Source organism: Novosphingobium profundi (assembly GCF_018491765.1).
GTDB classification, from domain to species: domain Bacteria; phylum Pseudomonadota; class Alphaproteobacteria; order Sphingomonadales; family Sphingomonadaceae; genus Novosphingobium; species Novosphingobium profundi.
On record NZ_JABWCU010000006.1, the window covers coordinates 274,573 to 301,493 of the forward strand.

Genomic DNA, 26,921 nt, shown 5'->3' on the forward strand with positions numbered 1-26,921 from the left:
CATGGCGCAGCTCGTCAAATCGACCAAGGCCTGCACGGTCAACCCGCTCAAGATGAGCCAGCCGATCGGCGGCGCGCTCGCCTTCATGGGCATGCGCGCGGCGATGCCGCTGCTCCACGGTTCGCAAGGCTGCACCAGCTTCGGCCTCGTGCTCTTCGTGCGCCACTTCCGCGAGGCGATTCCCTTGCAGACCACCGCCATGTCCGAGGTGGCAACCGTGCTCGGCGGCTTCGAGAATGTCGAGCAGGCGGTCCTGACGATCGCCTCTAGGACCAAGCCCGAACTGATCGGCATTTGCTCGACCGGGGTCACCGAAGTGAAGGGCGATGATCTCAAGGGCTTCGTCCAGATGATCCGTGCACGTCATCCCGAACTCGACGGGGTCGAGATCGTCCAGTGCTCGACCCCCGATTTTTCGGGCGCCTTCGAGGACGGCTGGAGCAAGGCGGTCACCGCGATGGTCGAGCAGGTCGTCGTCGATAGCCGCCCCGCGATCCGCGACGCGCGCCGGGTCAACGTCCTGCCCGGCTGCCACGTGACGCCCGGCGACATCGACGAATTGTGCACGATCTTCGAGGCCTTCGGGCTCGAGGCGACTTTCCTACCCGACCTCTCGGGCTCGCTCGACGGGCACATCCCCGAAAACTTCACCCCCACTACGCTCGGCGGGACCGGCCCCGAGGAAGCCCGCGCGATGGGTTGCGCGGGATCGACCATCGCCATCGGCGAGCAGATGCGCGGACCCGCGCAGGCGCTGGAGGCCAAGACCGGCGTTCCGTTCCGCCTTTTCGAGCGCCTCACCGGGCTATCTGCGTGCGACGAGTTCATTGCGCACCTCGCCGAGATTTCGGGCCGGGAAGTACCCTTGCGCTACCGCCGCCAGCGCGGCCAGCTCGTCGATGCGATGCTCGATTCGCATTTCCACATCGGCGGGCGCAACTTCGCCATCGGCGCCGAACCCGACCTGCTTTTCGCGCTCGTCGCGACGCTGACCGAAGTGGGCGGCAAGATCGTCTCGGCGGTGACCACCACGCCATCGCCGATCCTCGCGCGGATCCCCTGCGAGGAGGTGCTGATCGGCGATCTCGAGGACCTCGAGGTGGGGGCCAAGTCGGGCGAGGCGGACATCCTCGTCACCCACAGCCACGGGCGCCAGGCGGCCGAGCGGCTGCACGTGCCGCATTTCCGCATCGGCATCCCGATGTTCGACACGCTGGGCGCCGCGCACCTCGTCACGCTCGGCTATCGCGGCACGCGCGATCTGCTTTTCGCGGTGGGCAACATGGTGATGCACCATCGCCACCATCACGCCCCCGGACCCGAGGCCTGGCGCGACGCCTGGCCCGAGAATCTGCCCCCCGGACCCTTCCCCGCAGTCGAAAAGGAGCTTGTGCCATGAAAGTCGCCTTCGCCACGCAGGACCTGGAGCGCATCGACGCGCACTTCGGCTGGGCCCGCAACATCGCGATCTACGATCTGACCGAAGAGGGCTGGGCGCTCGACCGCGTCGCGGAGTTCTCCGGCGAACTCAACGAGGACGGCAACGAGGACAAGCTCGAGCCCAAGCTCAAGGCCTTGCAGGGTGTCTCGATCCTCGTCGTCGCCGCGATCGGCGGTTCGGGCGCGGCGCGCGTGGTCGCGCAGAACATCCACCCCATGAAGGTGCCCGAGCCCGAACCGATCGAGGGCATGCTCGCCAAGCTGCAGCAAGTGCTCAAGGGCACCCCGCCGCCTTGGCTGCGCAAGATCCTGGGCCGCAGCGGCGAAAAGACCTTCGATTTCGAGGAAGAGGAAGCCTGACGATGCCCGAGGACACGATCGAAGCGCCCGCTATCGAAGGCTTTGCCGCTGCGCTGGTGCGGCAGGTCCGCGCGCAGGACACCCACGGCCACTGGGAAACCAAGTCCGACGGCTACCTGCTCACCCCCTACATCCTCGACAAGGAGGCACGCCGCGCAATCCCGATCATCGGCGATCCCGATCCAGACACGCTCTGGCGCCTGGAACTGTTCTACGGAGCACTCTGTCTCGAGATCGAGCGGCGCACCAAGCGCATGGTCCAACCGATGATGAAGATGAGCCACGAGGGCTTCGGACGCATGGTGCTTATCGCGGGGCGGCTTGTCGTCGTGAACAAGTCGCTGCGCGACGTCCACCGCTTCGGCTTCGACAGCCTCGAGAAGCTGAATTCGGAGGCCGAGAAGCTGATCACCCAGGCCAGCGACATGATCGGGAAGTTTCCCGAGGTTGCCGATTACTGAGGAGCCCCTAGCGATGTCCGATCTCGAAGCGATGAAGGCCGAGGTAAAGAAGCTTTCGGCGCGCGCGATGCAGGCCAAGATGGACCTGCACGACTTGTCCGAGGAACTGCCGGTCGGCCTCGACACCGTGATGGCGACCGCGACGCGGGTCTGCGAGAGCTACGCCGCGCTGGAGGCGATGAAAGCGCAGATGAAGGCGTTGGAGGCGGCCTCGTGAGCGGCTTCGTAACCCGTGGCGGGCGCGAATGGGTGCCCGAGTACCTGGTCTCGATCGATCCCGAAGCCTGCATCGGCTGCGGGCGCTGCTTCAAGGTCTGCGGCCGCAATGTCATGACCCTGAAGGGCCTCAACGAGGACGGCGACATTGTCGAACTCGATGATGACGATGACGACGAGATCGAGAAGCGGGTCATGGCGATGGAAGACGCCGAGGCCTGCATCGGTTGCGGCGCCTGCGCGCGCGTGTGCCCCACCAATTGCCAGACCCACGCCATGGCGGCGTAAGACTTCGACATAAGACAAGACAACGGGAGAGACGCGGGGAAAGGGCGACAAAGGCAAGGACTACAGGAGGATGAACGCACATGGGACGGGCTGAATCTATCTATGCCGAACTGCTCTGGCAGGGGGGCCGCGCGGCCGTGCCGCCGGTGGACGTGCACCTTGCCGCCTCGATCCTCGCGCTCTCGTTTTTCGAGGCCGAGAACGAGGGCCGCTCGCTGGCCGAAGTCACCGGGCTCGACGGTGAGGAGCTCACCGAACTGTGCCGCATCGCGTTTCCGCATGTGAGCTTGCCGGAACAGGGCGCGCCGCAAGTGGGGCACGAGGAACAGGCCTTGCGCGACATTCTCTGGATGAACTGCGGCGAGGCCTCGGTCTTCGAACTCCTGCTCGCCCGGCTTGTCGCGCGGCGTTGCCAGCGGCCCAACCACTTGTGGCAGGATCTGGGATTCGCCAGCCGCGACGAGCTCTCGATGCTGATGCGGCTGCATTTTCCGCGCCTTGCTCTCAAGAACGCGAACGACATGAAGTGGAAGAAGTTCTTTTACCGCATGATGTGTTCCTCCGAGGGGTTCCGGCTTTGCTCGGTGCCCGTGTGCACCGAGTGCGACGATTTCGAAGCCTGTTTCGGACCCGAGGACGGCGAGGCGCTGTTGGCGCGCATCGCCAATGGCAAGCTGCCCTCCAGCGCTTCCTCCAGTGTGGCGGGCTACGCATGAGCGGGTGCGACATCGGGCCGGCCGTGGCGACCGGGGACGTGGCCGAAATCGCGATCAACGCGCTGGTCCGGCGCTTCTACGCGCTGTGCGATGCGGACGACCGGCTCGGGCCGATGTTCCAAAAGGTCATATCCGACTTTCCCGAGCACTATGGCTTCGTGCGCGATTTCTGGTCGCACGCGCTGCTCGGCACCGATCGCTACCAGCGCGGCACGCCCTATTCGCACCATCTCGGGCTTGAAGTCGAGGAAGAAGACTTCAACCGCTGGATGAAGGCCTTCGAACAGGCCGTGGAGGAGACGCTGCCGGCGGACCTGGGCGAAGTGGCGATGAAGCGCGCCGCGCACATGACCGCGAGCTTCAAGATGGGCATGCTGCCGCTGCCCAAGCCAGGGGCGAGCGTAGGGGCTCCGGCACCATGAGCGAGGCTCTCGCGGCGAGCGCGCCGCTTTTCGCGATCTGCGGGGCGCAGGACATTCCCAATCGCCGCGCGGTGCCTTTCGTGCTGGCGCGGCGCGAGCTGGACGGCACGGTCGGGCCCTGGCCGATCTTCGTCTTGCGCTGGGGGCGCAACGTGCGCGCCTTCGAGAACCGCTGCCCGCACCAGAACACCAATCTCGATTGGGAGCAGGGCGAATTCCTCGATGGCGAGGGCACGCGCATCCAGTGCGGCAAGCACGGCGCGCTGTTCGACCTGGGCTCGGGCGAATGCGTCGCGGGCCCGTGCCTCGGCCAGGGGCTGACCCCGATCGAGGTCGAGATCGATGCGGAGGGCGACGTCTGCATCCGCGCCAGCGGTCTCGTCGAAGACGACGATCTCGACAGCGGAGAGGGGCTGGAGTGACGGATCATCCGGCCAGCGGCGAGCGGCGCCGCTGCCCGCACACTGGAGCCATGGCGGGAGGGGCGCCCCTCTCGCTGGCCGAACTGCTCGAATCCGGGACCGGGGCCTCGCTTCTCGCCTGCTTCCAGGAGCGCAGGCTGCCGGCCGGAGCCCTTTACGACCAGCACGACCGGGACCAGATTCTGGTCGTGCGGCAGGGGCGCCTCAGGGTCTACCTCGCGACGCCCGAGCGAGAATTGAGCCTCGCCTATCTATCCGCAGGCGATGTTTTCTCGACCCACACGCGCGCGGAGATCGCGGCGCAGGAAGATACCACCGTGCTGCTCGCCCCGCGCCGCGTGATCGAGCGCGAACTGGCGACCTACCCTGCCCTTCAGGCCGCCGTTATCCGCGTTCTCGCGCGCACTTTGGGTCAGAGCATCACGCTGATCGAGGACCTCGCCTTTCATTCGGTGCGCGGGCGTATTGCGCGCTATCTGCTGCGTTGCCTCACCCGCCATGGCCAGATTTGCGTCGCCGGAGCGCGAATCCGGCTGGACCTTGGCATGGACGACATTGCGGCTCTGCTCGGCACCGCGCGCCAGACCGCCTCGAGCGAGCTCAGCGCGATGGTGCGCGAGGGTGGGCTCGCGCGGCTCGGGCGTCGCCAGCTCCTGGTGCTCGACCCCGCGCGCTTGCGGATCTGGGCGGGCGAAACGCCCTGATGTCAGCCACCTGACAGACCCGAGGCCTGCACTTACCTAGACTCCTCTCCAGACTGGAAGGGAGAACACCATGCGAGAGGTCTACGACCGCTACCTGAGTTTCAAGGGCTGCGATTGGGAAGGGCGCTGCGCGCGGGTCTTTGCCGGGTTGCAAGTGCATTTCGAGCGCGAGACGAGTGCCTTCTGGCCCTATTTTCGCGAGCAGCGGGCACGTGCACATGCGCAGGGGCTCGACGACTTGCGCGTCCTGCACAATTACGTCTCGACCTTGCGTGACCTGCTCGATGATCTGGGCGACACCGAAACCCTTGCCCTGCTCGAGGACCTCGAGGAAACCTGCATGTGAAGCGCGTCGCGTCGCGCTGCGGTCGGTTCCGGACAAAGGAACGTGGCGTTCAGGCAACCTGCTCGAGGTCGCGGGCGACGAAGGGCTCGCGCGGTGTCAGCACGTCATGATGGCCGGGAAGGCGAGGCTTTCGGACGAGGCGTTTCACCTCGTTCCTTGCCAGATTGACCTTGTGCGCGACCGTTGCCTGAACCCGGCGCGGCGCGATTTCGTAGGCCACGAGAAAACTTAGCCCGAAGGTGGAGAACAGGCACAGCGAGATCAGGGCGATCCGCTTGAGGTCCATTCTCCATTGCGGCAGTGCAGGATCCATGCGCCCACTCCCTTGGTTCGTGACATGGTGCGGGGAAGGTGGGAGGCCTGCGATGAACCCTGGATGAGCATGGCCGCGTACGGCGCGTGTCAGCTGCCTAGGCGAGCATCGGCCGGGCCAGCATCCAGGGCGCGGTGGCGAAGTTCCCGGTCATCCATTGCGGCAGGTCGAGGATCGTCGAGGCGCCCGCGCTGACGTTCGAGGGAGGGGCCTGCTTGCCGAGCATGGGCAGCACTGTGCGGATCACCTTGGTGACATCGATTCCCATGCCCCAGGGAAACTTGGGATTGGTCGAATGCCAGGCGCCCGGCACGAGGTAGTCGGCCTTGATGTCGGGACGCGAGTTGAGCGCGCCGAAGTTGTCGAACTGGCCCATCACGTCGAAGACCTTGCCAATGAATTCGGCCGGCATGCCCACTTTCGCGCTTACCGTGATGATCTGCGTGCGCGCGGCGAAGGCGGCGAGCTTCTCCTGCTTGCGCAGCGCGTAGAGCGCTTCGGAAAGGACGAGATTGCCCTTGGAATGCCCCACCAGCAGCGGAATCTTGAAGTCGCTCGATTCGAACAGCGCGATCAGTGTTGCGGTGTCCTTGGAGAGGCGCAGGAAGCTGTCGGCCTCGACCGAGGTCAGCGAGCCGGAGCGGAACGAGAGGCTGCGCGCGACGCGGTCGAGCCCCTCGAAGCTGTGGCGCAACGAATTGAGCGCGCCGAACCAGAAGAACCCGCCGAGCGCTTCGGTCACGACGTCCGAGAGGCCGTATCCCGAAACCACCGCGGCGACAGGCCCGCCCAGCGCGTCGGCGATGTCGCGCGCGAAGGCGGCCGAACCGATCGCCGAACTGCCAACGCCTGCTACCGCCAGCGCCTTGGCCTCCCCGCCGCCGGCGTCGAGGAATTCCTGCATTTCGGCGAAGACGGCGATGGGCCCTTTGCCGCTGGGCGGCACGAGCAGCATAGCGCCCTCGGGTGCATCCCAGGCGGCGAGGCGGGCGACGTCGTCGGTTGGGATGGCCTCGATATTGTAGAATACCGCGTCGAGCAGGGCGTTGCGCCCCTCGACCCAGAGCAGCGCGCTCCGCATGGGCGCGCGCACGGCCCGCGCCGGAGCGGTTTCGAGCTTGGCCTGCTCGGCGACGGCGAGTTTGGAAACGGTAGAGGTCATCGCAGCTCTCCCTTTGCGAGTCTCGCACGTAAGGTAACATGCCTTGGCGGGATGATCGAAAGGGAGCGGAATTGCTTCCTTTGCGGAGGCATTCGGCCCCAGGGGCGGCGTGATCGGCCTTCACCCATGGGGCCGTTCCTGCGGTCAGACCGGCCGGTTCTCGTTGCGGTTGCGCACCGGCTCCATCGCGGCGACCCCGTCTTCGTAGCTGATCGCGGGGAAATCCATTTTCGTGCCGCTCAATTGATCGAGCACGTATTCGAGCTTTTCGGGGCCCGACATCTTCTTGACCTCGTTCTTCTCGATCCCGGCAAGTTCGAGCGCCTCCTTCCATACGGTGGACTCGTCGAGCGGGAGCACCCGCGCGGTGGCGCCGCCCGGCAGCGCGACCGAGTAGGTCTTCAGGAAATCGATGTTGTTGACGAAGAAGACGTAGGTGCCCTCGGGCAGGAGGAAGTCGGCAAGCACTTCGCCTGCGTCCTTGAGCCAGGCGAAGTTGTGCAGGTAGCCCGCGAGCGCGGGGATCTTGCCGCTCGTCGCATCGCCGATCGCGAGCACCTGCTCGAGCGAATAGGCCGGCGGGCGTGCCTCGTCGGCGACCTGGTCCTGGAAGGCGAGCGCGATGTCGCCGCGAAAGCCGAAAGTTCCCGGGCGCGGAAGCGCTTCCTTGAGGACGGCGTTGTGCAGGCGGTGCTGGTCGGCCAGCGCGCCGAAGGGTGTCTCGGAAATCGTAGGGGCCGTTACGGTCGACATGCAGTGCTCCTTTGTACGTGGCGGCCCTTGCCATGCACGAAGCGGGCCGTTTGGCCTTGGGAAGTCTGGCGCGGCCTTGCGCGCCCTGCGGGGACGACCTTTGTGGGCAACGCCACAAGCGCGCTGTCCGGAATGTGACGAAAGCGACACGAAAGCCTGTCGCGCCATGCGAGGCACTCCCGGTTTCCGACCATTTCTCCAACTGGCACGGCCTTTGCTGCAGGTGCTCAGGCAACCCTTGTGAGGAGATGTCCCGTGATCGTCCTGACCGACAGCGCCGTAGACGCCGTACGCAGTGCCATTTCCAAGGCCGAAAGCGCGCCGGCCGGCCTTCGCATCCAGGTCGAAGCGGGTGGCTGCGCGGGCTACAAGTACATGATGGGGCTCGTCTCCACGCCCGAGGCGGACGACGCCGTGGTCGAGAACGACGATATCCGCGTGTTCATCGACCCGACCAGCCAGCCGCTCCTCGCAGGGACCACGATCGACTTCGTGGTGGCGCTCGAAGGTTCGGGCTTCACCTTCGAAAATCCGAACGCATCGAACAGCTGCTCGTGCGGCAAGTCATTCGGCTGAGGAGACCGGCACATGTGGGAATATAGCGAGAAGGTGAAGGACTACTTCTTCAACCCCAAGAACAGCGGGGTCCTGGAGGACGCGGACGGCGTGGGCGATGTCGGCGCGATCAGCTGCGGCGATGCGCTGCGCCTGATGATCAAGGTCGATCCCGTGACCCAGATCATCACCGATGCCAAGTTCCAGACCTTCGGGTGCGGCTCGGCGATCGCCAGCTCCTCGGCGCTGACCGAGCTCATCATCGGCAAGACGATCGAGGAGGCGATGACGATTTCCAACCAGGACATCGCCGATTTCCTCGGAGGTCTGCCGCCCGAGAAGATGCACTGCTCGGTCATGGGCTTCGAGGCGCTTCAGGCCGCCGTCGCCAACTACCGCGGCGTCGAATGGGTCGACGACCACGAGGAAGGCGCGCTGATCTGCAAGTGCTTCGGCGTCGACGAGGGCATGATCGAGCGCACGATCCGTTCGAACGCGCTCACCCGGGTCGAGGACATCACCAACTTCACCAAGGCCGGCGGCGGTTGCTCGACCTGCGCCGAGGGCATCGAGGAGGTGCTCGAACGCGTCAACGCCGAGATGGTGGAAGAGGGCATTCTCGCCGCGCACGAGGCGTTCAAGCCCGGCGCCTTCCCGGTCCTCGCCAAGCCGAAGAAGATCGTGGTCAAGGAACCCGAGGCCAAGGCCCCGCTCACCACGCTTCGGAAAATCCGGCTGATCGAGGAGACCATCGAGACGATCCGCCCCTCGCTCCAGCGCGACGGCGGCGACTGCGAGCTGGTCGATGTCGAAGGCAACCGGGTGATCGTCAAGCTGACGGGCGCCTGTGTCGGCTGCCACTTGTCGGGCGCGACCATCGAGGGCGTGCAGGCGAAGCTCGTCGAGGCCGTCGGCGTGCCGCTGCTCGTCGTCCCCGCCGCACCTGTCCACTGACCCGAACCGACGCAAAGGAGCCCCCACCATGGCCAGTGATCCGGTCTATCTCGACAACAACGCCACCACCCGCTGCGATCCGCGCGTGGTCGAGGCGATGATGCCCTACTTCTCCGAGCAGTTCGGCAACGCCTCCTCGATGCACGCCTTCGGCTCCGAAGTCGGCGGTGCGCTCGCGGTGGCGCGCAAGCAGCTCCAGGCGCTGCTCGGCGCCGAGTTCGATCACGAGATCGTCTACACCTCGGGCGGGACCGAGGCCGACAACATGGCGATCCTCTCCGCGCTCGACACGCAGAAGGGGCGCGACGAGGTGATCACTTCGGCGGTCGAGCACCCCGCCGTGCTCAGCCTGGTGGCGCATCTGGAAAAGACCGGACAGGCCAAGGTCCATATCATCCCGGTCGATTCCAAGGGGCGGCTCGACATGGAGGCCTATCGCAAGGCGCTCGGCCCGAAGACCGCGATCGTCTCGATCATGTGGGCCAACAACGAGACCGGCACGATCTTCCCGGTCGAGAAGCTGGCTGAAATGGCCCACGAGGCGGGCGCGCTGTTCCACACCGATGCGGTGCAGGCGGTCGGCAAGATCCCGATGGACCTGAAGTCGACCGGGATCGACATGCTCTCGCTCTCGGGCCACAAGCTGCACGGGCCCAAGGGCATCGGCGCGCTCTACGTGCGCAAGGGCGTGCGCCTGCGCGCGCTGATCCGCGGCGGCCACCAGGAGCGCGGCCGGCGCGCGGGCACCGAGAATGCGCCGGGCATCATCGGCCTTGGCAAGGCGGCCGAGCTTGCAGGCGAATACATGGCCGAGGAGCAGACCCGCGTGGCCGCCTTGCGCGACCGGCTCGAAGCCGGGCTGCTGGCCTCGATCAGCCACTCGTTCACCACCGGCGATCCCGAGACGCGCCTGCCCAACACCGCCAATGTCGCCTTCGAGTACATCGAGGGCGAGGCGATCCTGCTGCTGATGAACCGCGAAGGCATCGCGGCGAGCTCGGGCTCGGCCTGCACTTCGGGTTCGCTCGAGCCCAGCCATGTTCTGCGCGCGATGAACGTGCCCTACACCGCCGCACACGGCGCGATCCGCTACTCGTTCAGCCGCGAGAACACCGAGGCCGACGTCGACCGCGTGCTCGAGGTGATGCCCGATATCATCGCGAAACTGCGTGAGATGAGCCCGTTCTGGCGCGAACGCGAGAAGGAAGGCGCCTTCAATCCGACCTACGCCTGATCGCCCCATGACTTTGCCAAGGAGTTGACTGCCATGACCGGTTTCCTGCCCAATTTCCCGCCCGTCGTCGTCAACGACAGCACGCTGCGCGATGGCGAGCAGTCTCCGGGCGTGGCGTTCAGCTTCCTGGAGAAGCTGGCCATCGCCGCCGCGCTCGAGGCGGCGGGCGTCGACGAGATCGAGGCGGGTACCCCGGCGATGGGCATGGAGGACGAGGCGGCAATCGCGGCGATGGTGGCACAGGCGACCAGCGCCCAGATCATCCCCTGGTGCCGGGCGACGCGCGGCGACGTCGATGCCGCCGCGCGCACCGGGGTCAGCCGGGTACACCTCTCGGTTCCGGTTTCCGACCGCCAGATCCGCGCCAAGTTCGGGACGGGCCGCGCCGATGTGCTTGCGCGCATCGAGGAAGTGGTGGGCTATGCGCTCGACCGGGGCCTGCGCGTCTCGATCGGCGGCGAGGACGCCAGCCGCGCTGACCTCGATTTCCTGAAGCGCGTGGTCGTCGCCATCGAGAACGCGGGCGGGCACCGCTTCCGCTACGCCGATACGCTGGGCGTGCTCGACCCCTTCGGCACATACGACATCTTCCGCGAGCTCGCGCGCGAGACCGACATCGAGCTCGAATTCCACGGCCATGACGACCTTGGCCTGGCCACCGCCAACACGCTCGCCGCCGTGCGCGGCGGGGCGAGCCACGTCTCGGTCTGCGTGCTGGGGCTGGGCGAACGTGCGGGCAACGCGCCGCTGGAAGAAGTGGTGACGGCGCTGGGCGAGACGCTCGGGCGCACCACGCGCATCGATTTCCTCCAGCTCGCCTCGCTTGCCGAGACGGTGGCGCGCGCGGCAGGACGGCCGATCCCCGAGAACAAGCCGATCGTCGGTTCGATGGTGTTCACCCACGAGAGCGGCATTCACGTCTCCGGCATCCTGCGCGATGCCGAGACGTACGAGGCGCTCGACCCGGCGCGCTTCGGGCGCGAGCGGCGGATCATGCTGGGGCGCCATTCGGGCCGGGCGGCGATTACCTCGAGCTTGCGCTCGATCGGCCTCGAAGCCGACCAGCAGCGTCTCGAGAAGATCCTCGCCGACGTGCGCGCCAAGGCGCTCGACACCAAGTGCGGCGTCGAACTGGCCGACCTGGCCCTGATCTACTGCCGCACCGGCATGGCGGAACGGGCCGCGTGATGCCCTACACAACGCCTCTCGACGGCCTTGCGGGCAAGAAGGCCCCGCGCAAGCCCTCGCTTTTCGCGATGCTGCGCGAGGACGTGGGGTGCGTTGCCGCGCGCGATCCGGCGGCGAATGGACCGCTCGAGGTGCTGCTGACCTACCCCGGCGTCCACGCCATCATCTGGCACCGGCTCGCCAACCGCCTGTGGCGCGCGCGGCTGCGCTTCGCCGCGCGCTTCCTCGCCTGGTTCGCGCGGGTCCTGACCAATGTCGACATCCACCCCGCCGCGACGATCGGCCGGCGCTTCTTCATCGACCACGGCGCGGGCGTCGTGATCGGCGAAACCGCCGAGATCGGCGATGACGTCACGCTCTACCACGGGGTCACGCTGGGGGGCACGAGCTGGGCACCGGGGCGCCGCCATCCGACGCTGGAGGACGGCGTGCTGGTGGGCTGCGGGGCCAAGATCCTGGGGCCGATCACGGTGGGCAAGGGGGCGCGGGTCGGGGCCAACAGCGTGGTCGTCGATCCGGTCCCGCCGATGATGACGGTGGTGGGCATTCCCGGGCGGCTCGTGCGCGCCCCGGCCGAGCGCCGCCGCGTCTCGGGGCGGATCGACCTCGATCACCACCTGATGCCCGACCCGGTCGGCGAGGCGGTCGCCGAACTGCTCGACCGGATCGATTTTCTCGAAGCGCGCCTCGCGCATAGGGATGGCCGCGAAGGTCGCACCACGCCTCAGGAGGACCATCATGAGCCTGCTTGACGAACTACAGGAGCTTTCGAGCGCGGAGGAATTCTTCGATCGGCTGGGCGTCGCCTACGAACCCCAGGTCGTCCACGTCGCGCGGCTGCACATCCTGCGCCGCATGGGCCAGTACTTGCGCGGGAGCGAGGTGGAGGGCGCCCTGGAGCGGGCCGACGAGGCCGGGCTGCTGGCACTGTGCCGCGAGCACCTTGCGCAGGCCTACGCCGATTTCGTGGCCTCCTCGCCGATCGAGGAGCGCCTGTTCAAGGTCCACCAGGACGCGATCGCGCCCAAGCCCGAACCCAACCGGCCCTTCGTGCCGCTCGACGCCCTGACAGGAGGCTGACCCCATGCATATCGTGGTGTGCATCAAGCAAGTGCCCGACAGCGCGCAGATCCGTGTCCACCCGGTCACGAACACGATCATGCGCCAGGGCGTGCCGACGATCATCAACCCTTACGATCTTTTCGCGCTCGAAGAGGCGCTGCGGCTCAAGGATACCCTAGGCGCTACCGTCACCGCGCTGTGCATGGGACCGCCCACGGCGGCGGAATCGCTGCGCAAGGCGCTGACTTTCGGAGCCGACCGCGCGGTGCTGCTGACCGACCGCTATTTCGCGGGCTCGGATACGCTGGCGACCAGCTACGCGCTCTCGATGGCGCTGGGCAAGATCGGCGCGGACTATGGCACGCCCGAGATCGTCTTCACCGGCAAGCAGACCATTGATGGCGATACGGCCCAGGTCGGCCCCGGCATCGCCAGTCGGCTCAATCTCAACCAGCTGACCTACATCTCGAGGATCGTCGAAACCGATCTGGAACGCGGGACGATCACCGTGGAACGCCGCGCCGAGACCGGCACGCAAGTGCTGGCGACGAAGCTTCCGGTGCTGATCACCATGCTCGAGGCGACCAACGAGATGCGCCGCGGCTCGATCGAGAAGGCGCTCGAGGCCGCGCGCGCCGAGATCGTCACCTGGAGCGCGGCCGACGTCGGCATCGAGGACCTCGCCAAGTGCGGCCTGCGCGGCTCGCCCACGATCGTGAAGAAGGTCTTCGCGCCTTCCGCGCGCTCGGAGAAGGCCGAGATGATCGAGGCCGAGGGCAACCTGGAGGCCCGCGCCAACGCCGTGATCGACGCGCTGTTCGCCAAGGCCCCGGCGGTGGAGGACGACCTCTACGCCCAGGCCGTTCACCACTACGTCTGAGAGAAGGAGCCGGATCGATGGCAGACGAGACCAAGCCCGCTCCCGCCAAGGCGGGGGGGCGCGCCAACACCAAGAAGGAATTGCCCGAGCACTTCAAGGCCTACAAGCACGTCTGGGTGGCGGTCGAGATCGAGCATGGCGAAGTCCATTCGGTCTCGTTCGAGCTGCTCGGCGAGGGCCGCAAGCTTGCCGACAAGCGCGGGGTGGAGCTGGCCGCCGTGGTCATGGGCGATGACCGCGCCAAGCTTGGTGCAGCGGCCGAGGCCTGCTTCGAATACGGCGCGGACTGCGTCTACATCGCCTGCGATCCGGCGCTCGAGCATTACCGCAACGAAACCTCGACGCAGGTGCTGACCGACCTCGTCAATACCTACCAGCCCGAGATCCTGCTGCTTGGCGCGACCAATCTCGGGCGCGATCTGGCGGGTTCGGTGGCGACCACGCTCAAGACGGGCCTCACCGCCGATTCCACCGAACTCGCGATCGACGAGGACGGCTCGCTCGCCGCCACCCGGCCGACCTTCGGCGGCTCGCTCCTGTGCACGATCTTCACGCTCAACTTCCGCCCGCAGATGGCGACCGTGCGTCCGCGCGTCATGGCCATGCCCGAGCGGACCGAGGGGCGCATCGGCCGGATCGTCGAATTTGCGCCGAACATCATCGAGGACGACGTCGTCACCAAGGTACTCGATTTCATCGCCGATCGCGACAGCGACAAGGCGGCGCTGCCCTATGCCGACGTCGTCGTCGCGGGAGGGCTGGGCCTTGGTTCGATCGAGAACTTCCAGCTCGTCAAGGAGCTCGCCGCGGTGCTCGGCGCCGAATACGGCGGCTCGCGCCCGCTGGTGCAGAAGGGCTGGATCACCTCGGACCGCCAGATCGGCCAGACCGGCAAGACGATCCGCCCCAAGCTCTACATCGCGGCGGGCATTTCGGGCGCGATCCAGCACCGGGTCGGCGTGGAGGGTGCCGACCTGATTCTGGCGATCAACACCGATCCCAAGGCGCCGATCTTCGAATTCGCGCACCTGGGCATCGTCGCCGACGCGGTCACGCTGCTGCCCGCGCTCACCCAGGCATTCGCCCGGCGCCTTCGCGTCAACAAGATGGCCAGCTGAGAAGGAGTGCGACCATGGCCGAGATGCAGGACAGGTTCGATGTGATCGTGGTGGGCGCGGGGCCCTCGGGCAACGCGGCGGCTTATACGCTCGCCAAGGAAGGCCTCAACGTCATCCAGATCGAGCGCGGCGAGTATTCGGGCTCGAAGAACGTGCAAGGCGCGATCCTCTACGCCGATGCGCTGGAGAAGATCATCCCCGAATTCCGCGAGGAAGCCCCGCTCGAACGCCACGTGATCGAACAGCGCATGTGGACGATGGACGACACTTCGCACACCGGGATGCACTACCGATCGAGCGACTTCAACGAGGAGAAGCCCAACCGCTACACGATCCTGCGCGCGCAGTTCGACAAGTGGTTTTCCTCCAAGGTCAAGGAAGCGGGCGCGCTGGTGCTGTGCGAGACGACCGTGACCGAGCTGGTCAAGGACCTGACCGGGCAGGTCATCGGCGTGCGCACCGATCGTTCGGGCAACCCGATCTTCGCCAAGGTGGTGATCCTGGCCGAGGGCGTGAACGGCCTCGTCGGCCAGCGTTCGGGCCTGCGCGACGAGATCGCGCCCGAAAGCGTCGCGCTCGCGGTCAAGGAAATGCACTTCCTGCCGCGCGAAACGATCGAGGCCCGCTTCAACTTGCGCGGCAACGAGGGCGTGGTGATCGAGGCCATGGGCACGATCACCAAGGGCATGACCGGCACCGGCTTCCTCTACACCAACGAGGAATCGATCTCGGTCGGTATCGGCTGCATCGTTTCGGACTTTGCCGAAAGCAACGTGACGCCGAGCCAACTGCTCGAGGCCTTCAAGGCGCATCCTTCGATCGCGCCGTTGCTCGAGGGTTCCGAAGTCAAGGAATACGCCGCCCACCTGATCCCCGAGGGCGGGTACAAGGCGATCCCCAGGCTGACCGGCGATGGCTGGATCGTGGTCGGCGATGCCGGGCAGTTCGTGAATGCGGTGCACCGCGAGGGCTCGAACCTGGCGATGACCACCGGGCGCGTCGCGGCCGAGACTGTGGTCGCGCTCCACCGCCGCGGCGAGGAGATGGATGCGCTTGCGCTCAAGGACTACGAGCGGCGCCTGGAAGCGACCTTCGTGATGAAGGACCTCAGGAAGTACAAGGGCATCCCCGCGCTGCTCCACGCCAACAAGGGCACGTTCTTCGGCGCCTATCCGCGCCTTATCAGCCAGGCCATGCAGACCTGGTTTCGCGTCGACGGGATCGACAAGAAGACCAAGGAAAAGGCCATCTTCCGCAATTTCCGGGAGACCCGCAGCGTGTGGGGGATGCTCGGCGACGCCTGGCGTGTCGCGCGCGCCTGGCGCTGAGGGAGAGCCTTTCGAACCAATGAACCTGAGGAGAAGCGCATATGACTGATCTTGCCATCGCTCCGGGACCCAAGGTCGAGGAGAAGCTGTTCCAGAACCGCTACCTGGTCGACGCGGGCAAACCCCATATCCGCGTGCGGCCGCATGAGGTACCCTCGGCGAGCCTGCTGGCCATGACCACGTTGTGCCCGGCGGGATGCTACGCGCTCGCCGAATCGGGCCAGGTCGAAGTCGCGGCCGACGGGTGCCTTGAATGCGGGACTTGCCGCATCGTCACCAAGGCGACCGGCGAAGTCGAATGGAACTATCCGCGCGGGGGATTCGGTGTCCTCTACAAGTTCGGATAAGATCATGTTCGGTTGCGTCTTTGTTAAATCTCAATGACGGGAAGCCGGATTTTCGCATCTCGCCCCTTGTCGAATCGCGCTGAATTTGAGACGTTTGTCTACCGCAGGAAATGGCGGGCCGACTGTACGATGCAGCGGCGTTGGGAACAGGATAGGGAGAGGGTCGCGCTGAAGGCAGAAAGGTTTCTGTCATGCCCGCGCATGCCTCGACACTCGAACCAAGCACCGCAGGTCACGCCGTGAGCGGCTACAACCGTGGCCCCAGCCACACGCGCAGCGACATCGCGCTGCGCGGCGTCTACGAAATTTCCAAGGTCCTGGCAGTGCCGGGGCGCCTTGAAGTGACCTTGAACAACGTGTTGACACTCCTGTCGAGCTTTCTCGACATGCGTCATGGGCTCGTCACCATGCTCGACGAGGGCGGCACGCCGATGAGCGTGATCGGTATCGGCTGGAGCGAGGAGCGGGCGCACGCCTGGATGGGGCGTCAGCCCGCGCGCGCGGTCGCGCAGATCACGAGCACGGGCATGCCGGTGGTGGTCCACAACATGGAACGCAGCGCGCTGTTCCCCGACTGGTCGTTCGACGGCCCGCTTCCGCGCGACGCGCGTGTCTCGTTCATCGGCGTTCCGATCAAGGACCAGATGCGGGTGGTGGGCACACTCACCATCGAGCAGATCTGGGACGAGACGACGACATACCACGCGGCCGACGAGGACGTGCGCTTCCTGACCATGGTGGCCAACCTGATCGGCCAGACGATGCGCCTGCTCACGCTTGTCCAGCGCGATCGCGAACGGCTGATGGACCAGCAGCGCCTGCTCGAGAAGGGCCTTGCCGATGGCGCGCCCCGCCGCGAGGGCAGCGCACAGGGCGGGCCCAGCGAGCGCAAGGGGGATGTCGGCAAGACCGGGATCGTGGGGACCAGTCCCGCGCTGCGCCAGGCACTGCAACAGATCCAGCGCGTCGCGCGCAGCCATTCGGCGGTTCTGCTGCGCGGCGAGTCGGGCACCGGCAAGGAGCTTTTCGCGCGAGCCACGCATGATTTCAGCCCGCGCGCGAAGAAGCCCTTCATCAAGCTCAATTGCGCCGCGCTTCCCGAATCGGTGCTTGAATCCGAGCTTTTCGGACACGAGAAAGGCGCCTTCACCGGTGCCGTCGCGCAGCGCAAGGGCCGCTTCGAGCTGGCCGATGGCGGCACGCTGTTCCTCGACGAGATCGGCGACACCTCGCAGGCCTTCCAGGTCAAGCTCTTGCGCGTGCTTCAGGAGGGCGAGTTCGAACGGGTGGGCGGAAGCCAGACGATCAAGGTTGACGTGCGGCTCGTGTGCGCCACCAACCGCAATCTGGAAGAGGCCGTCGCCAAGGGCGAGTTCCGCGCCGACCTCTATTATCGCATCAACGTCGTCTCGGTGCGACTGCCCGCGCTGCGGGACCGGCGCGAGGACATTCCCCAGCTCGCGCGCGAATTCCTGCGTCGCTTCGATCGTGAGCATCACACCGAGCACGAACTGAGCCCCTCGGCGCTTGGCGTGCTGGAAAACTGCTATTTCCCCGGCAACGTGCGCGAGCTGGAGAACTGCATAAGGCGCACCGCCACGCTTTCGCTCGACGACCGTATCGACGCTGCCGATTTTGCCTGCCGCAACGACGAGTGCCTTTCGGCGACGCTCTGGAAAACCGCCGTCTCCGATCCGTTCCCCATCATCCAGCCACGCGTTCGCGACCGCCTGTTCGCGCCGCCGGGCGGAGGCGAGACGCCGCGCGAGGCCTTCGCCGAGAACGTTCCGGCGGTGCCGTTGCGCGAACGCGAGGCGGACCGGGACATCCCCATCGACAACGTCAAGGTGAGTCGCACCGAACTGCTGGACGCGCTCGAGGGTTCGGGCTGGGTCCAGGCCAAGGCCGCCCGCCGGCTCGGTCTGTCCGCGCGCCAGATCGGCTACGCGATCCGCAAGTACGACATCGAAGTGCGCAAGTTCTGAGATTCGCCCGCGAATTAGCGGTAATGACCCAGGTCTTACAAAAATGTCATCCTACATGCCTGATTAACCATCTGCCGCTATGACTGTGTCGTAATGGTGGAAGATGGGCTTGATCTACGTGCCGCACTCGAGCGGCGCGCCGATGCGGCAGTTGTCGCGGCCATCGGCTATTTTCTGCTGTCCACTCTCGCCATCGCCCTGACCGGACCGGGCCATGCGCATGCCGCGATCTGGCCTGCCGATGCGCTCATCCTCGTGCTTTTGCTGCGCGAATCGCGTTCGGCCGGGGCTTGGGCCTGGGTGCTGGGTGCGGGCTGGGTCGCCAACCTCGCGGCCAACGTGCTGGCCCGTGACTGGTCGCCGATCCTGATCGCCTATGGCGCCATCAACATGGGGCAGACCGCGCTCGCCGCCTGGCTCATGCTGCGCCATTACATCCCCGGGCCGACACTCGACCACGATCTGTCGATCAAGCCGTTCGCCTTGCGGGCCATCGCGGTGGCGGTGGCGGTGGGGGCGTTGCTCGGCTCACTGGTGACTTCGCTGGCTTTCGGCGAGCCGTTCGTGGCATCGCTGCTGCGCTGGTATTGCAGCAACGCGCTGGGGCTGCTGATCCTGACGCCGTTCCTGGCCGCGGTGCTGGATGGCAGCTATCTGAAATGGCTGCGCCTCGCGGGGCTGCGCGAACGGCTCCACGCCGCGCTCGCCTGTGGCGGTCTCATGGCCGCGAGCGTGCTGGTTTTCGCGCAACCCCACGTGCCCTTGCTGTTCGTTCCCATTTGCGGGGTCACCTGGATGACCTTCCGGTTCGGCCGGCTGGCGACGATGCTGGGGGTGATCATCGTCTCGCTCGTGGCCTTGGCCACCACGCTCTCGGGTCGTGGGCCGGTCGCGGTGATGCCCGAGCCGAGCGAGGTTCAATCGTTGTTCCTCCAGTTCTACCTGGGCGCGATCCTCCTGACCTGCCTCCCGATCGCGGCCCTCGTGGCGTCGCGCAAGCAGGCGGTGATCCGGCTCGCGGAGCGCGAGGAAGCGCTGCTCCAGACGCTCCAGGACGCGCCGATGGCCTGTCTCGGCTTCGATCGGACGGGCGCGTGCAAATGGGTCCAGGGGCCAGTCCGCAGCTTGCTGGGCTATACCGCGCAGGAGATTATCGGGCGTTCCTGGGAATCGCTGTGCCTCGAGATCGACGGCGTGGTGCAGGAGCTTTCGAAGGCGCCGGTCGCGGACCAGGAACGTTCCACGCGCACGATCGAATTTTCGCCGATCCGCCGCCCACAGCTGCGCCTGCAAGGCATCGTCGGCCTGCTGGCGTCGGATGGCGGCGGCCACGGCGGTGCGGTGATCACCTTGCGCGACGTGACCGAGCGGCGCGTGGCTGAAACGTCGCAGGCCTCGCCGGAGCAATCGGACGAACTGACCGGCCTTTTCAACGGCTCGGCCTTTCGCGAACAGCTCTCCGAAGCCGTGCGGCTTCCCAGCGGCCCGGTCTCGCTGGCGCTCATCGACCTCGACAGCTTCTACACGATCAACGAGGCCCACGGCTACGCCATCGGCGATGCGGTGCTGGTCGAAGTGGCACGGCGGATCCGCCGCGCCGCGCGCGACAGCGACGTGCTGGCGCGCATGGGCAGCGACGAGTTCGCGTTGCTGCTGCACTGCGACCTCATCACCGCCCGCGGCATCTGCGAGCGGATCGTCGAGGCGGTGCGCCACAGCCCGGTCTACCGTTCGAACACGGTTTCGGTGCTCTCCTCGCTCAGTTGCGGCATCGTGCGCCTGCGCCCCGGACAGCGAGGCGAGGACGCCCTCGCGGCGGCGCACGACGTGCTTCAGGAAATGAAGCAGGCCGGCCGCAACGGGGTGCGTGTCGCGGCCTGATCAGGTCGTGAGCGGCTCGGTCGGAAGCCGCATTTCCACGCAGAACCCGCCGTCGGTACGGTTGCGCGCGGCGATCGTGCCGCGATGGAGTCGCACCGCGCGCGAGGCGATCGCCAGACCGAGGCCGAAGCTGCTCGTGTGTCCGGACCCGCGGACGAAGGGCTGGAACATGGCATCGACCTTGTCTGCGGGGATGCCGGGCCCCTCGTCCGCGATCGTGATGAGGACTTCGCGGTCGCGTTCGGGCTCGGCGACGCGCACCCAGATCCGCCCGCGCAACGGCGAGAAACGCAAGGCATTGCGCAGCACGTTCTCGATCGCGCGGCGCATGAGTTCGGAATTGCCGCGCACGAGCGGGACGTCGTTGCGCAAATCCGTGGTGAGGGCGATGGTGATGTCTTCGGGCTCGGCCTCGTAGCGCACGTCCTCGACCACGCTTTCGGTGACCCCGGCGATGTCGAAGTAATCGTCACCAGCCGAGCCGTCGTTTTCGGCACGAGCTAGCGTGAGCAGTTCGCCGACGAGCGCGTCGAGGCGGGCGACTTCGTGGCCGACCCGTTCGAGCGCCTGTCCCGAGCGTTGCGGCGAGCGCTCGGCGAGCGCGAGCGCGAGCTGGATGCGCGCGAGCGGCGAACGCAATTCGTGGCTGACGTCGTGGAGCAGCCGGTCGCGCCCTTCGACGAGCTCCTCGAGTTGGCGGGCCATGCGGTCGAAGTCGCGCGAGAGATCGGCGATCTCGTCGCGTCGCGAGCCCATGCGCGGCAGGAGCCGGACCGACAGGTCACCCCGCGCGAGCTGTTCGAAACCGCGCCGCAGATGGTTGATCGGAGAGGCGAGATACCAGGCGAGCAGGCTGGCGAAGACCAGTCCCGCCGCGATCCCCGGCAGAAGGACGACGGGGGGCAGATTGAGAATCCGAACCGGGCGCGCGTCGGGAAAGCTGAAGCGCACGATATAGGCCTGCCCGTCGGGCGCGGTGGTGGCGGCATCGTGCACGCCGGTCTGGGGCGGGACCGGGGGCCGCTTCCATTGGCCGTTGGCGGCCGCCTGCGCGGGGTGGAGCGAGAGGTGTTTGCGCGTGACGGCGGGCAGGGCGCGTTCGAGCGCGCGGTATTCGGCAAGGCCGCCGTGGTGGAGCGCGTTGCGCGCGGCCATGACCACGCCGGGCGCGACGTCGTTCCTCAGCACGATCGCAGGGGGCTCGCCCTTGTCGAGGGTCAGCGTGACGAGCAGCCAGATGCCTTGCGACACCGCGAAGTAGGTGAACAGGAAGGCGACCAGGATCTTCCAGAACAGGCGCTGGCGGATCATGACAGGTTCAGCCGGTAGCCCACGCCGCGCACCGTCTCGATCCCCGCCGCGCCCCCGCTCCCCGCCTCGAGCTTGAGGCGCAGGTTGCTGACGTGGACGTCGATCGAACGGTCGTAGGATTGGCGGGCACGGCCAAGGCCTCTCAGCGAAAGTTCGTCCTTGGTCGCCACGGCCTCGCCGCCACGCACGAGCAGGACAAGGATGTTGAACTCGGTGGGGGTGAGCTCGAGCGCGCGCCCTTGCCACAGCGCGCGCCGCTCGGGGACCTGAATCTCGAGCGCGCCGGCGCGCAGGGTGGGCGTGGCCGCGAAGGTCTGGCCCGGGAGCGGTCGCTGGCGGCGCAGGATGGCGCGCAGCCGGGCGACCAGTTCGCGCGGGAAGCAGGGCTTGGCGACATAGTCGTCGGCGCCCAGTTCGAGACCGATCACACGGTCGATCTCGTCGCCGCGCGCGGTCAACATGAGCACGGGTACCTCGCTCGTCTCGCGAAGGCGCCGCAGCACGTCGATGCCGCTGAGGCCCGGCATCATGATGTCGAGCACGACCACGTCGTGCCCGCCTTCGAGCGCGCGCGCGATGCCCTGTACGCCATTCGCGACGGCATCCACGACGAAGCCTTCGCTCTCCAGGTATTCGCCCAGGAGCGCGGCCAGCTCGACGTCGTCGTCGATCAGCAGGATGCGCTTGGCGCCCTCGTCGCTTGCTTCGTTCACCGCCCGCAGATGCCGCATCGGCTTTTCCTTGTCAGCGCCGGAAAGGGCATCTTTACAGAAACTTTACGCGAGACTTGCGAACTTTTTACCCACAAGGACATTCATCCGTTCCATGGCTGGCAGCATGTTGAAATCCCGTCGCACCCTGATTGTCGGCGCCGTCCTCGGTGCCCTGGTTCTGGCTCTGGTCGTCTGGAAGGTCTTCCTGACCGAACCGGCGGGGCCCGACGTTGCGACCGCCAAGGTCGCGCGCGGCGACATCGAGAAGACGGTCGAGGCAACCGGCACGCTGATGCCCAAGGAGCTGGTCAGCGTCGGTGCGCAGGCTTCGGGGCGGATCGAGACGCTCGCGGTCGAAGTGGGCGACACGGTCAAGAAAGGCCAGCTGATCGCGCAGATCGATTCGCGCACGCAGGAAAACACACTCAAGACCGCGCAGGCCGACGTCGCCAACATGCAGGCCCAGCTCGCCAGCGCGAAGGCGACACTGGCGCAGACGCGCGCCGCTTTCGCGCGGCAGAAGGCGCTGGGCGTGGGAGAGGCGACCTCGCAGGCCGATTTCCAGGCCGCCCAGGCGGAGTACGAGGCGGCGCAGGCGAGCGTCGCTTCGCTGAACGCCCAGATCGAATCCGCGCGCGTTTCGGTCGACAACGCGCAAGTCACGCTGGGCTACACCAAGGTCACCGCGCCGATGGACGGGGTGATCGTCGCCATCGTCAACAAGCAGGGCACCACGGTCAACGCCAACCAGACGACGCCGACCATCGTCGTGCTCGCCAAGCTCGACGTCATGACCGTGGAAACCGAAGTCTCCGAGGCCGACGTGATCAACGTGACCCCCGGGCTCTCGGCCTACTTCACGATCCTGGGCGACCCGGACACGCGCTACAACGGCAAGCTGCGCCTGATCGAGCCGGCGCCCGAATCGATCGTCGACGAGGTCAGCACGAGTTCGTCGAGCTCCTCGAGCTCGTCGAGCAGCTCGGACTCGGCGATCTACTACAACGCGCTGTTCGACGTCGCCAATCCCGAAAACCGGCTGCGCGCGATGATGACCGCCAAGGTGACGATCCTGCTCGACAGCCGCAAGAACGTGCTGACGATCCCTTCCTCGGCGCTCGGCGCGCGCAACAAGGACGGCACTTATGTCGTGCAGGTGCTCGGCGAGGACAAGCAGGTCGCCAAGCGCAACGTCAAGATCGGCCTCAACAACAACGTCTCGGCCGAAGTGCTCTCGGGGTTGAAGGAAGGCGACGCGATCGTGGTAAGCGAGGCGAGCGCGGACAGCAGTTCTTCCGGACGCCGCATGGGCGGTCCGCCGCCGTTCTGATCGGGCTGAGGCGATGAACCAGGAAACCGACGTGCAGGCTGCCACCGACCAGACCCCCGGGGCGGGCGCGCGGGCGCCGCTCCTCTCGCTTGCCCACGTGCGGCGCGAGTACCCTTCGGGCGACACCGTCTTCGCCGCGCTGAAGGACATCAACCTCGAAGTCCACGCGGGCGAGATGGTCGCCATCGTCGGCCAGTCGGGCTCGGGCAAGTCGACCCTGATGAACATCCTGGGCTGCCTCGATAGGCCGACTTCGGGCAGCTACAAGGTCAACGGACGCGACGTCAGCCAGTTCGAGCCCGACGAGCTGGCCGCGCTGCGCCGCGAGCATTTCGGCTTCATTTTCCAGCGCTACCACCTGCTGACCGACCTCACCGCGACCGGCAACGTCGAGGTTCCGGCGGTCTACTCCGGCAGGCCCCGGCGCGAGCGCGCCGAGCGGGCGCAGCAGATCCTCACCCGCCTTGGCCTTGGCGAGCGCACCGGGCACCGGCCGGGCATGCTCTCGGGCGGCCAGCAGCAGCGCGTCTCGATCGCGCGCGCGTTGATGAACGGGGGCGAGGTGATCTTCGCCGACGAACCGACCGGCGCGCTCGATTCGGCGAGCGGCGTCGAAGTGATGAACATCCTGGGCGAACTCCACGCCGAGGGCCACACCGTCATCATCGTCACCCACGACATGGAGGTGGCCGAGCACGCCGAGCGCATCATCGAGATCCGCGACGGCGACATCATCGACGATCGCCGCAACCGCGCGCGCACGCACACCGAGCCCCTCTCGCGCCCCGCTGCGGCCGGAAGCGGGGTCGAGCAGGTCGTCGACCGCTTCCGCGAAGCCTTCCGCATGGCGGTGCTGGCGATGTCGGCGCACAAGCTGCGCACGTTCCTCACGATGCTGGGTATCATCATCGGCATCGCCGCGGTGGTCTCGGTGGTGGCGCTGGGCAAGGGCTCGCAGGAAAAGATCCTCTCCAACATCTCGAGCCTGGGCACCAGTACGCTGACCGTCTATCCGGGCAAGAGCTTCGGCGACATGCGTTCGGGCAAGATCGAGACGCTGATGGACACCGACGCCGACGCGCTCTCGAGCCTGCCTTACGTCGACAGCGTGACGCCGAGCGTCTCGACCAGCGTCACCGCGCGCTACCGCAACGTCTCGGCCACCGCCAACGTCAACGGCGTGGGCGCGGAGTACTTCCGCGTGCGCGGGCTCGAACTGGAATCGGGCAGCCTGTTCGACGCCGACGCGGTCACCCGCCTCGAACAGAACGCGGTGATCGACGAGAACACCCGCGACACCCTCTTTCCCGATGGCGAGGAGGCGCTCGGCAAGGTGGTGGTCTTCGGCAAGGTGCCGATGCGCATCATCGGCATCGTCGGCACGCAGCAGCAGGGTTTCGGTGGCTCGGATTCGCTGACCGTCTATGTGCCCTACACAACGGTCATGAGCCGCATGCTCGGCCAGTCGTTTCTCTCGAGCATCACCGTGCGCGTGAGCGACGAGGTCTCGACCGACGCCGCCGAGAGCGGGGTCACCAAGCTGCTTGAGACGCGGCACGGGACCAAGGACTTCTTCATCTCCAACTCGGACGACATCCGCGAGACGATCACCGCGACGACCCAGACGATGACCTATCTCATCGCCGCGATTGCGGTGATCTCGCTGATCGTGGGCGGCATCGGCGTGATGAACATCATGCTCGTCTCGGTTACCGAGCGCACCAGCGAGATCGGCGTGCGCATGGCGGTGGGCGCGCGCCAGTCCGACATTCTCCAGCAGTTCCTGATCGAGGCGGTGCTGGTGTGTCTGGTCGGCGGCGTGATCGGCGTGCTCATTTCGCTCGGCATCGGGGTGCTGTTCTCGATGGCCAATCTCGGCTTCGAGATGGTCTATTCCCCGTTCTCGATTGGCGCAGCCTTCGCGTGCTCCACGCTCATCGGCGTCGCCTTCGGTTTCCTGCCCGCACGCCGGGCCGCGCAGCTCGACCCCGTCGATGCCCTCTCGCGCGATTAAGGATGCAGCTTCCATGACCTCGCTTCGCTCCGCGCTTCCCACGCTTTCGACGCTCGCCGCGCTCCTCCTCACCTCGGGCTGCGCGGTGACGCGCAAGCCTTACGAGGCGCCTGTCCTGCCAACGCAGGAGGCCTTCTCCTTCGATCAGCCCGGTTCCGCGCGCAGCGCCGATGCGCCGTGGTGGAACGAGTTCGCCGATCCGCAGCTGACCGCGCTCGTGGACCAGGTGCTTGCCGCCAATGCCGATCTTGCCGCGGCGGGCATCCGCTTGCGCCAGGCGCGCGAGAACGCTGCGCTGACGCGGTGGAACCAGGCCCCGACACTCGATGCGAGTGCCAGCTCGAGCGCGTCCAAGGCGCTTTCGGGCAATTCGGCCTGGGACAAGAGCAGTGGCCTCTCGCTCGGCGCGTCCTGGGAAGTCGACCTGTTCGGCAAGCTCGATGCCCAGGCCGACGCGGCGCGCTGGGAAGCCGACGCGACGCAGCAGGATCTGGCCGCAACCCGCCTCGCGCTGATCGGCACGACCGCCAGCGCGTGGTGGCAACTGGGGCTTGCCAACGAGCAGGTGACTATCGGCGAGCAGAGCCTCGCCTACCTCCAGAAGCTGCTCCAGCTTGTCCAGCGCCAGTACGATGCGGGCGCCGTCTCGCGGCTCGAACTGCGTGACGCGCAGCAGAGCGTGGCCGCGCAGGAAGCCTCGCTCACGCAGCTGCGCCAGACCCGGGTGGAAGTGCTCAAGGCGATTGCCGCGCTGCTTGGCCAGCAGGACTACATCGGCCCCGAACTGACCCGCCTGCCCGAACGCGACTTGCCTGCGATCGCGCCGGGCGTGCCCTCGACCCTGCTCGCGCGCCGTCCCGACCTCGCGGCGGCCGAACTGCGCCTGCGCGAAACGCTGGCGACGAGCGATGCGACGGTCGCCAGCTACCTGCCCAGCTTCAGCCTGACCGGCGCGCTCGGAACGGCCAGTTCGGCGCTGCTCGGCTTCGTCGCGAACCCCGCAGCCAGCCTGGGCGCGGCGCTTTCAGCAGCCGAACTCAACCCCGAGAAGATCCGCCTTGGCACTGCGGTGGCGCGCGCCGAGTACGACGCGGCGCGCGAGGACTTTCGCCAGACCTTCTACGACGCCTTGCGCGACACCGAAATCGCGCTCTCGGCGCGCAACCAATACATTGCGCAAGGGACCGCGCTCGATGCCAACTACCTCGCCGCGATGGACGCCGAGGAACTCTACGAGCGGCAATACCGGGTCGGCTACATTCCGCTGCGCGATTTGCTCGACGCGCAGGAGCGCCTGCGCACCGCGCGCAGCAGCCTGATCCAGAACCGCTACGACAAGCTTTCCGCGCAAATTGCCGTCTATCAGGCGCTTGGCGGTGATCCCACCTCCTGAGCCTTGCGTCCTGTTGCGTCGCGGC

The 26,921-nt window shown here is 66.8% G+C and carries 30 protein-coding genes; 25 read left to right on the forward strand and 5 right to left on the reverse strand.

Annotated elements, in window-relative coordinates; genetic code table 11:
* The first annotated feature begins 1 nt into the window (after position 1).
* The 10 genes from nifN (at position 2) to cowN (ending at position 5,375) form a co-directional block, all read left to right on the forward strand.
* Positions 2–1,399 carry a nitrogenase iron-molybdenum cofactor biosynthesis protein NifN gene (gene nifN, locus HT136_RS07955; RefSeq protein ID WP_214199053.1) on the forward strand — a complete coding sequence of 466 codons (1,398 nt, stop codon included), beginning with the start codon at positions 2–4 and terminating at the stop codon, positions 1,397–1,399.
* The gene (gene nifX, locus HT136_RS07960; protein WP_214199055.1) at positions 1,396–1,800 is read left to right on the forward strand and encodes a nitrogen fixation protein NifX; all 405 of its coding nucleotides are present in this window, start codon (positions 1,396–1,398) and stop codon (positions 1,798–1,800) included. Before nifN ends, nifX begins: the two co-directional genes overlap by 4 nt.
* Positions 1,801–1,802: 2 nt before the next feature.
* Positions 1,803–2,261 (forward strand): NifX-associated nitrogen fixation protein, encoded by a 459-nt coding sequence (locus HT136_RS07965; RefSeq protein ID WP_214199057.1) that lies wholly within the window; start codon positions 1,803–1,805, stop codon positions 2,259–2,261.
* 13 nt (positions 2,262–2,274) lie between these two features.
* Positions 2,275–2,478, forward strand: coding sequence for a CCE_0567 family metalloprotein (locus tag HT136_RS07970; protein ID WP_214199059.1), 204 nt, complete (start codon positions 2,275–2,277; stop codon positions 2,476–2,478).
* On the forward strand, positions 2,475–2,765 hold the full coding sequence (gene fdxB / locus HT136_RS07975; protein WP_214199061.1) for a ferredoxin III, nif-specific: 291 nt from the start codon (positions 2,475–2,477) through the stop codon (positions 2,763–2,765). Before HT136_RS07970 ends, fdxB begins: the two co-directional genes overlap by 4 nt.
* A gap of 80 nt (positions 2,766–2,845) precedes the next feature.
* On the forward strand, positions 2,846–3,481 hold the full coding sequence (locus HT136_RS07980; protein WP_214199063.1) for a nitrogen fixation protein NifQ: 636 nt from the start codon (positions 2,846–2,848) through the stop codon (positions 3,479–3,481).
* Complete coding sequence (locus HT136_RS07985) at positions 3,478–3,903, forward strand: group III truncated hemoglobin (protein ID WP_214199065.1); 426 nt, start codon at positions 3,478–3,480, stop codon at positions 3,901–3,903. The genes HT136_RS07980 and HT136_RS07985 overlap by 4 nt, the downstream gene beginning before the upstream one ends.
* A complete protein-coding gene (locus tag HT136_RS07990; RefSeq protein WP_214199067.1) occupies positions 3,900–4,325 on the forward strand; it encodes a Rieske (2Fe-2S) protein in 426 nt (141 codons plus the stop codon). The genes HT136_RS07985 and HT136_RS07990 overlap by 4 nt, the downstream gene beginning before the upstream one ends.
* On the forward strand, positions 4,322–5,029 hold the full coding sequence (locus HT136_RS07995) for a Crp/Fnr family transcriptional regulator (RefSeq protein ID WP_214199069.1): 708 nt from the start codon (positions 4,322–4,324) through the stop codon (positions 5,027–5,029). Before HT136_RS07990 ends, HT136_RS07995 begins: the two co-directional genes overlap by 4 nt.
* A gap of 70 nt (positions 5,030–5,099) precedes the next feature.
* A complete protein-coding gene (cowN, locus tag HT136_RS08000) occupies positions 5,100–5,375 on the forward strand; it encodes a N(2)-fixation sustaining protein CowN (RefSeq protein ID WP_214199071.1) in 276 nt (91 codons plus the stop codon).
* Between the two features lie 49 nt (positions 5,376–5,424).
* On the opposite strand, the gene HT136_RS08005 is transcribed toward cowN, so the two are convergent.
* The 3 genes from HT136_RS08005 to HT136_RS08015 all read right to left on the reverse strand — a co-directional run bounded on the left by HT136_RS08005 (position 5,425) and on the right by HT136_RS08015 (position 7,603).
* Entirely contained in the window at positions 5,425–5,688 is a 264-nt protein-coding gene (locus tag HT136_RS08005) for a hypothetical protein (RefSeq protein ID WP_214199073.1), read from the reverse strand.
* A gap of 97 nt (positions 5,689–5,785) precedes the next feature.
* Entirely contained in the window at positions 5,786–6,850 is a 1,065-nt protein-coding gene (locus HT136_RS08010) for a hypothetical protein (RefSeq protein ID WP_214199075.1), read from the reverse strand.
* 144 nt (positions 6,851–6,994) lie between these two features.
* Positions 6,995–7,603: a hypothetical protein gene (locus tag HT136_RS08015; protein WP_214199077.1), complete on the reverse strand. Its 609-nt coding sequence runs from the start codon at positions 7,601–7,603 to the stop codon at positions 6,995–6,997.
* A 255-nt stretch (positions 7,604–7,858) separates the two neighbouring features.
* On the opposite strand from HT136_RS08015, the gene HT136_RS08020 reads away from it, so the two are divergent.
* From HT136_RS08020 to HT136_RS08075, 12 genes are all read left to right on the forward strand, one after another.
* Positions 7,859–8,179, forward strand: a complete 321-nt coding sequence (locus HT136_RS08020; protein WP_214199079.1) for a HesB/IscA family protein — start codon at positions 7,859–7,861, stop codon at positions 8,177–8,179.
* 12 nt (positions 8,180–8,191) lie between these two features.
* Positions 8,192–9,112, forward strand: a complete 921-nt coding sequence (gene nifU / locus HT136_RS08025) for a Fe-S cluster assembly protein NifU (protein ID WP_214199081.1) — start codon at positions 8,192–8,194, stop codon at positions 9,110–9,112.
* Positions 9,113–9,140: 28 nt separating this feature from the next.
* Entirely contained in the window at positions 9,141–10,346 is a 1,206-nt protein-coding gene (gene nifS, locus HT136_RS08030; protein WP_214199083.1) for a cysteine desulfurase NifS, read from the forward strand.
* Positions 10,347–10,379: 33 nt separating this feature from the next.
* The gene (gene nifV / locus HT136_RS08035) at positions 10,380–11,534 is read left to right on the forward strand and encodes a homocitrate synthase (RefSeq protein ID WP_214199085.1); all 1,155 of its coding nucleotides are present in this window, start codon (positions 10,380–10,382) and stop codon (positions 11,532–11,534) included.
* A gap of 68 nt (positions 11,535–11,602) precedes the next feature.
* Complete coding sequence (gene cysE, locus HT136_RS08040; RefSeq protein ID WP_214199256.1) at positions 11,603–12,286, forward strand: serine O-acetyltransferase; 684 nt, start codon at positions 11,603–11,605, stop codon at positions 12,284–12,286.
* On the forward strand, positions 12,273–12,614 hold the full coding sequence (gene nifW / locus HT136_RS08045; RefSeq protein WP_214199087.1) for a nitrogenase stabilizing/protective protein NifW: 342 nt from the start codon (positions 12,273–12,275) through the stop codon (positions 12,612–12,614). Before cysE ends, nifW begins: the two co-directional genes overlap by 14 nt.
* Before the next feature lie 4 nt (positions 12,615–12,618).
* On the forward strand, positions 12,619–13,476 hold the full coding sequence (locus tag HT136_RS08050; RefSeq protein ID WP_214199089.1) for an electron transfer flavoprotein subunit beta/FixA family protein: 858 nt from the start codon (positions 12,619–12,621) through the stop codon (positions 13,474–13,476).
* A 17-nt stretch (positions 13,477–13,493) separates the two neighbouring features.
* Entirely contained in the window at positions 13,494–14,594 is a 1,101-nt protein-coding gene (locus HT136_RS08055; protein ID WP_214199091.1) for an electron transfer flavoprotein subunit alpha/FixB family protein, read from the forward strand.
* Positions 14,595–14,608: 14 nt separating this feature from the next.
* Positions 14,609–15,922, forward strand: coding sequence for an FAD-dependent oxidoreductase (locus HT136_RS08060; RefSeq protein ID WP_246543447.1), 1,314 nt, complete (start codon positions 14,609–14,611; stop codon positions 15,920–15,922).
* Between the two features lie 41 nt (positions 15,923–15,963).
* Positions 15,964–16,269: a ferredoxin family protein gene (locus HT136_RS08065; protein WP_214199093.1), complete on the forward strand. Its 306-nt coding sequence runs from the start codon at positions 15,964–15,966 to the stop codon at positions 16,267–16,269.
* A gap of 191 nt (positions 16,270–16,460) precedes the next feature.
* Positions 16,461–18,254 (forward strand): nif-specific transcriptional activator NifA, encoded by a 1,794-nt coding sequence (gene nifA, locus HT136_RS08070; protein WP_214199094.1) that lies wholly within the window; start codon positions 16,461–16,463, stop codon positions 18,252–18,254.
* Between the two features lie 93 nt (positions 18,255–18,347).
* A complete protein-coding gene (locus tag HT136_RS08075) occupies positions 18,348–20,135 on the forward strand; it encodes a sensor domain-containing diguanylate cyclase (protein WP_214199096.1) in 1,788 nt (595 codons plus the stop codon).
* Here the strand turns inward: HT136_RS08075 and HT136_RS08080 are convergent, their stop codons facing one another.
* Both HT136_RS08080 and HT136_RS08085 read right to left on the reverse strand, forming a co-directional pair.
* The gene (locus tag HT136_RS08080) at positions 20,136–21,446 is read right to left on the reverse strand and encodes a HAMP domain-containing sensor histidine kinase (protein ID WP_214199098.1); all 1,311 of its coding nucleotides are present in this window, start codon (positions 21,444–21,446) and stop codon (positions 20,136–20,138) included.
* Positions 21,443–22,177: a response regulator transcription factor gene (locus HT136_RS08085; RefSeq protein ID WP_213503662.1), complete on the reverse strand. Its 735-nt coding sequence runs from the start codon at positions 22,175–22,177 to the stop codon at positions 21,443–21,445. The genes HT136_RS08080 and HT136_RS08085 overlap by 4 nt, the downstream gene beginning before the upstream one ends.
* Before the next feature lie 106 nt (positions 22,178–22,283).
* On the opposite strand from HT136_RS08085, the gene HT136_RS08090 reads away from it, so the two are divergent.
* From HT136_RS08090 to HT136_RS08100, 3 genes are read left to right on the forward strand one after another with little or no spacing between them, the layout of a single operon-like run.
* Entirely contained in the window at positions 22,284–23,489 is a 1,206-nt protein-coding gene (locus tag HT136_RS08090) for an efflux RND transporter periplasmic adaptor subunit (protein WP_214199100.1), read from the forward strand.
* 13 nt (positions 23,490–23,502) lie between these two features.
* Complete coding sequence (locus HT136_RS08095) at positions 23,503–25,503, forward strand: MacB family efflux pump subunit (protein ID WP_214199101.1); 2,001 nt, start codon at positions 23,503–23,505, stop codon at positions 25,501–25,503.
* 13 nt (positions 25,504–25,516) lie between these two features.
* Positions 25,517–26,896, forward strand: coding sequence for an efflux transporter outer membrane subunit (locus tag HT136_RS08100; protein ID WP_214199104.1), 1,380 nt, complete (start codon positions 25,517–25,519; stop codon positions 26,894–26,896).
* The last annotated feature ends 25 nt before the right edge of the window (positions 26,897–26,921 follow it).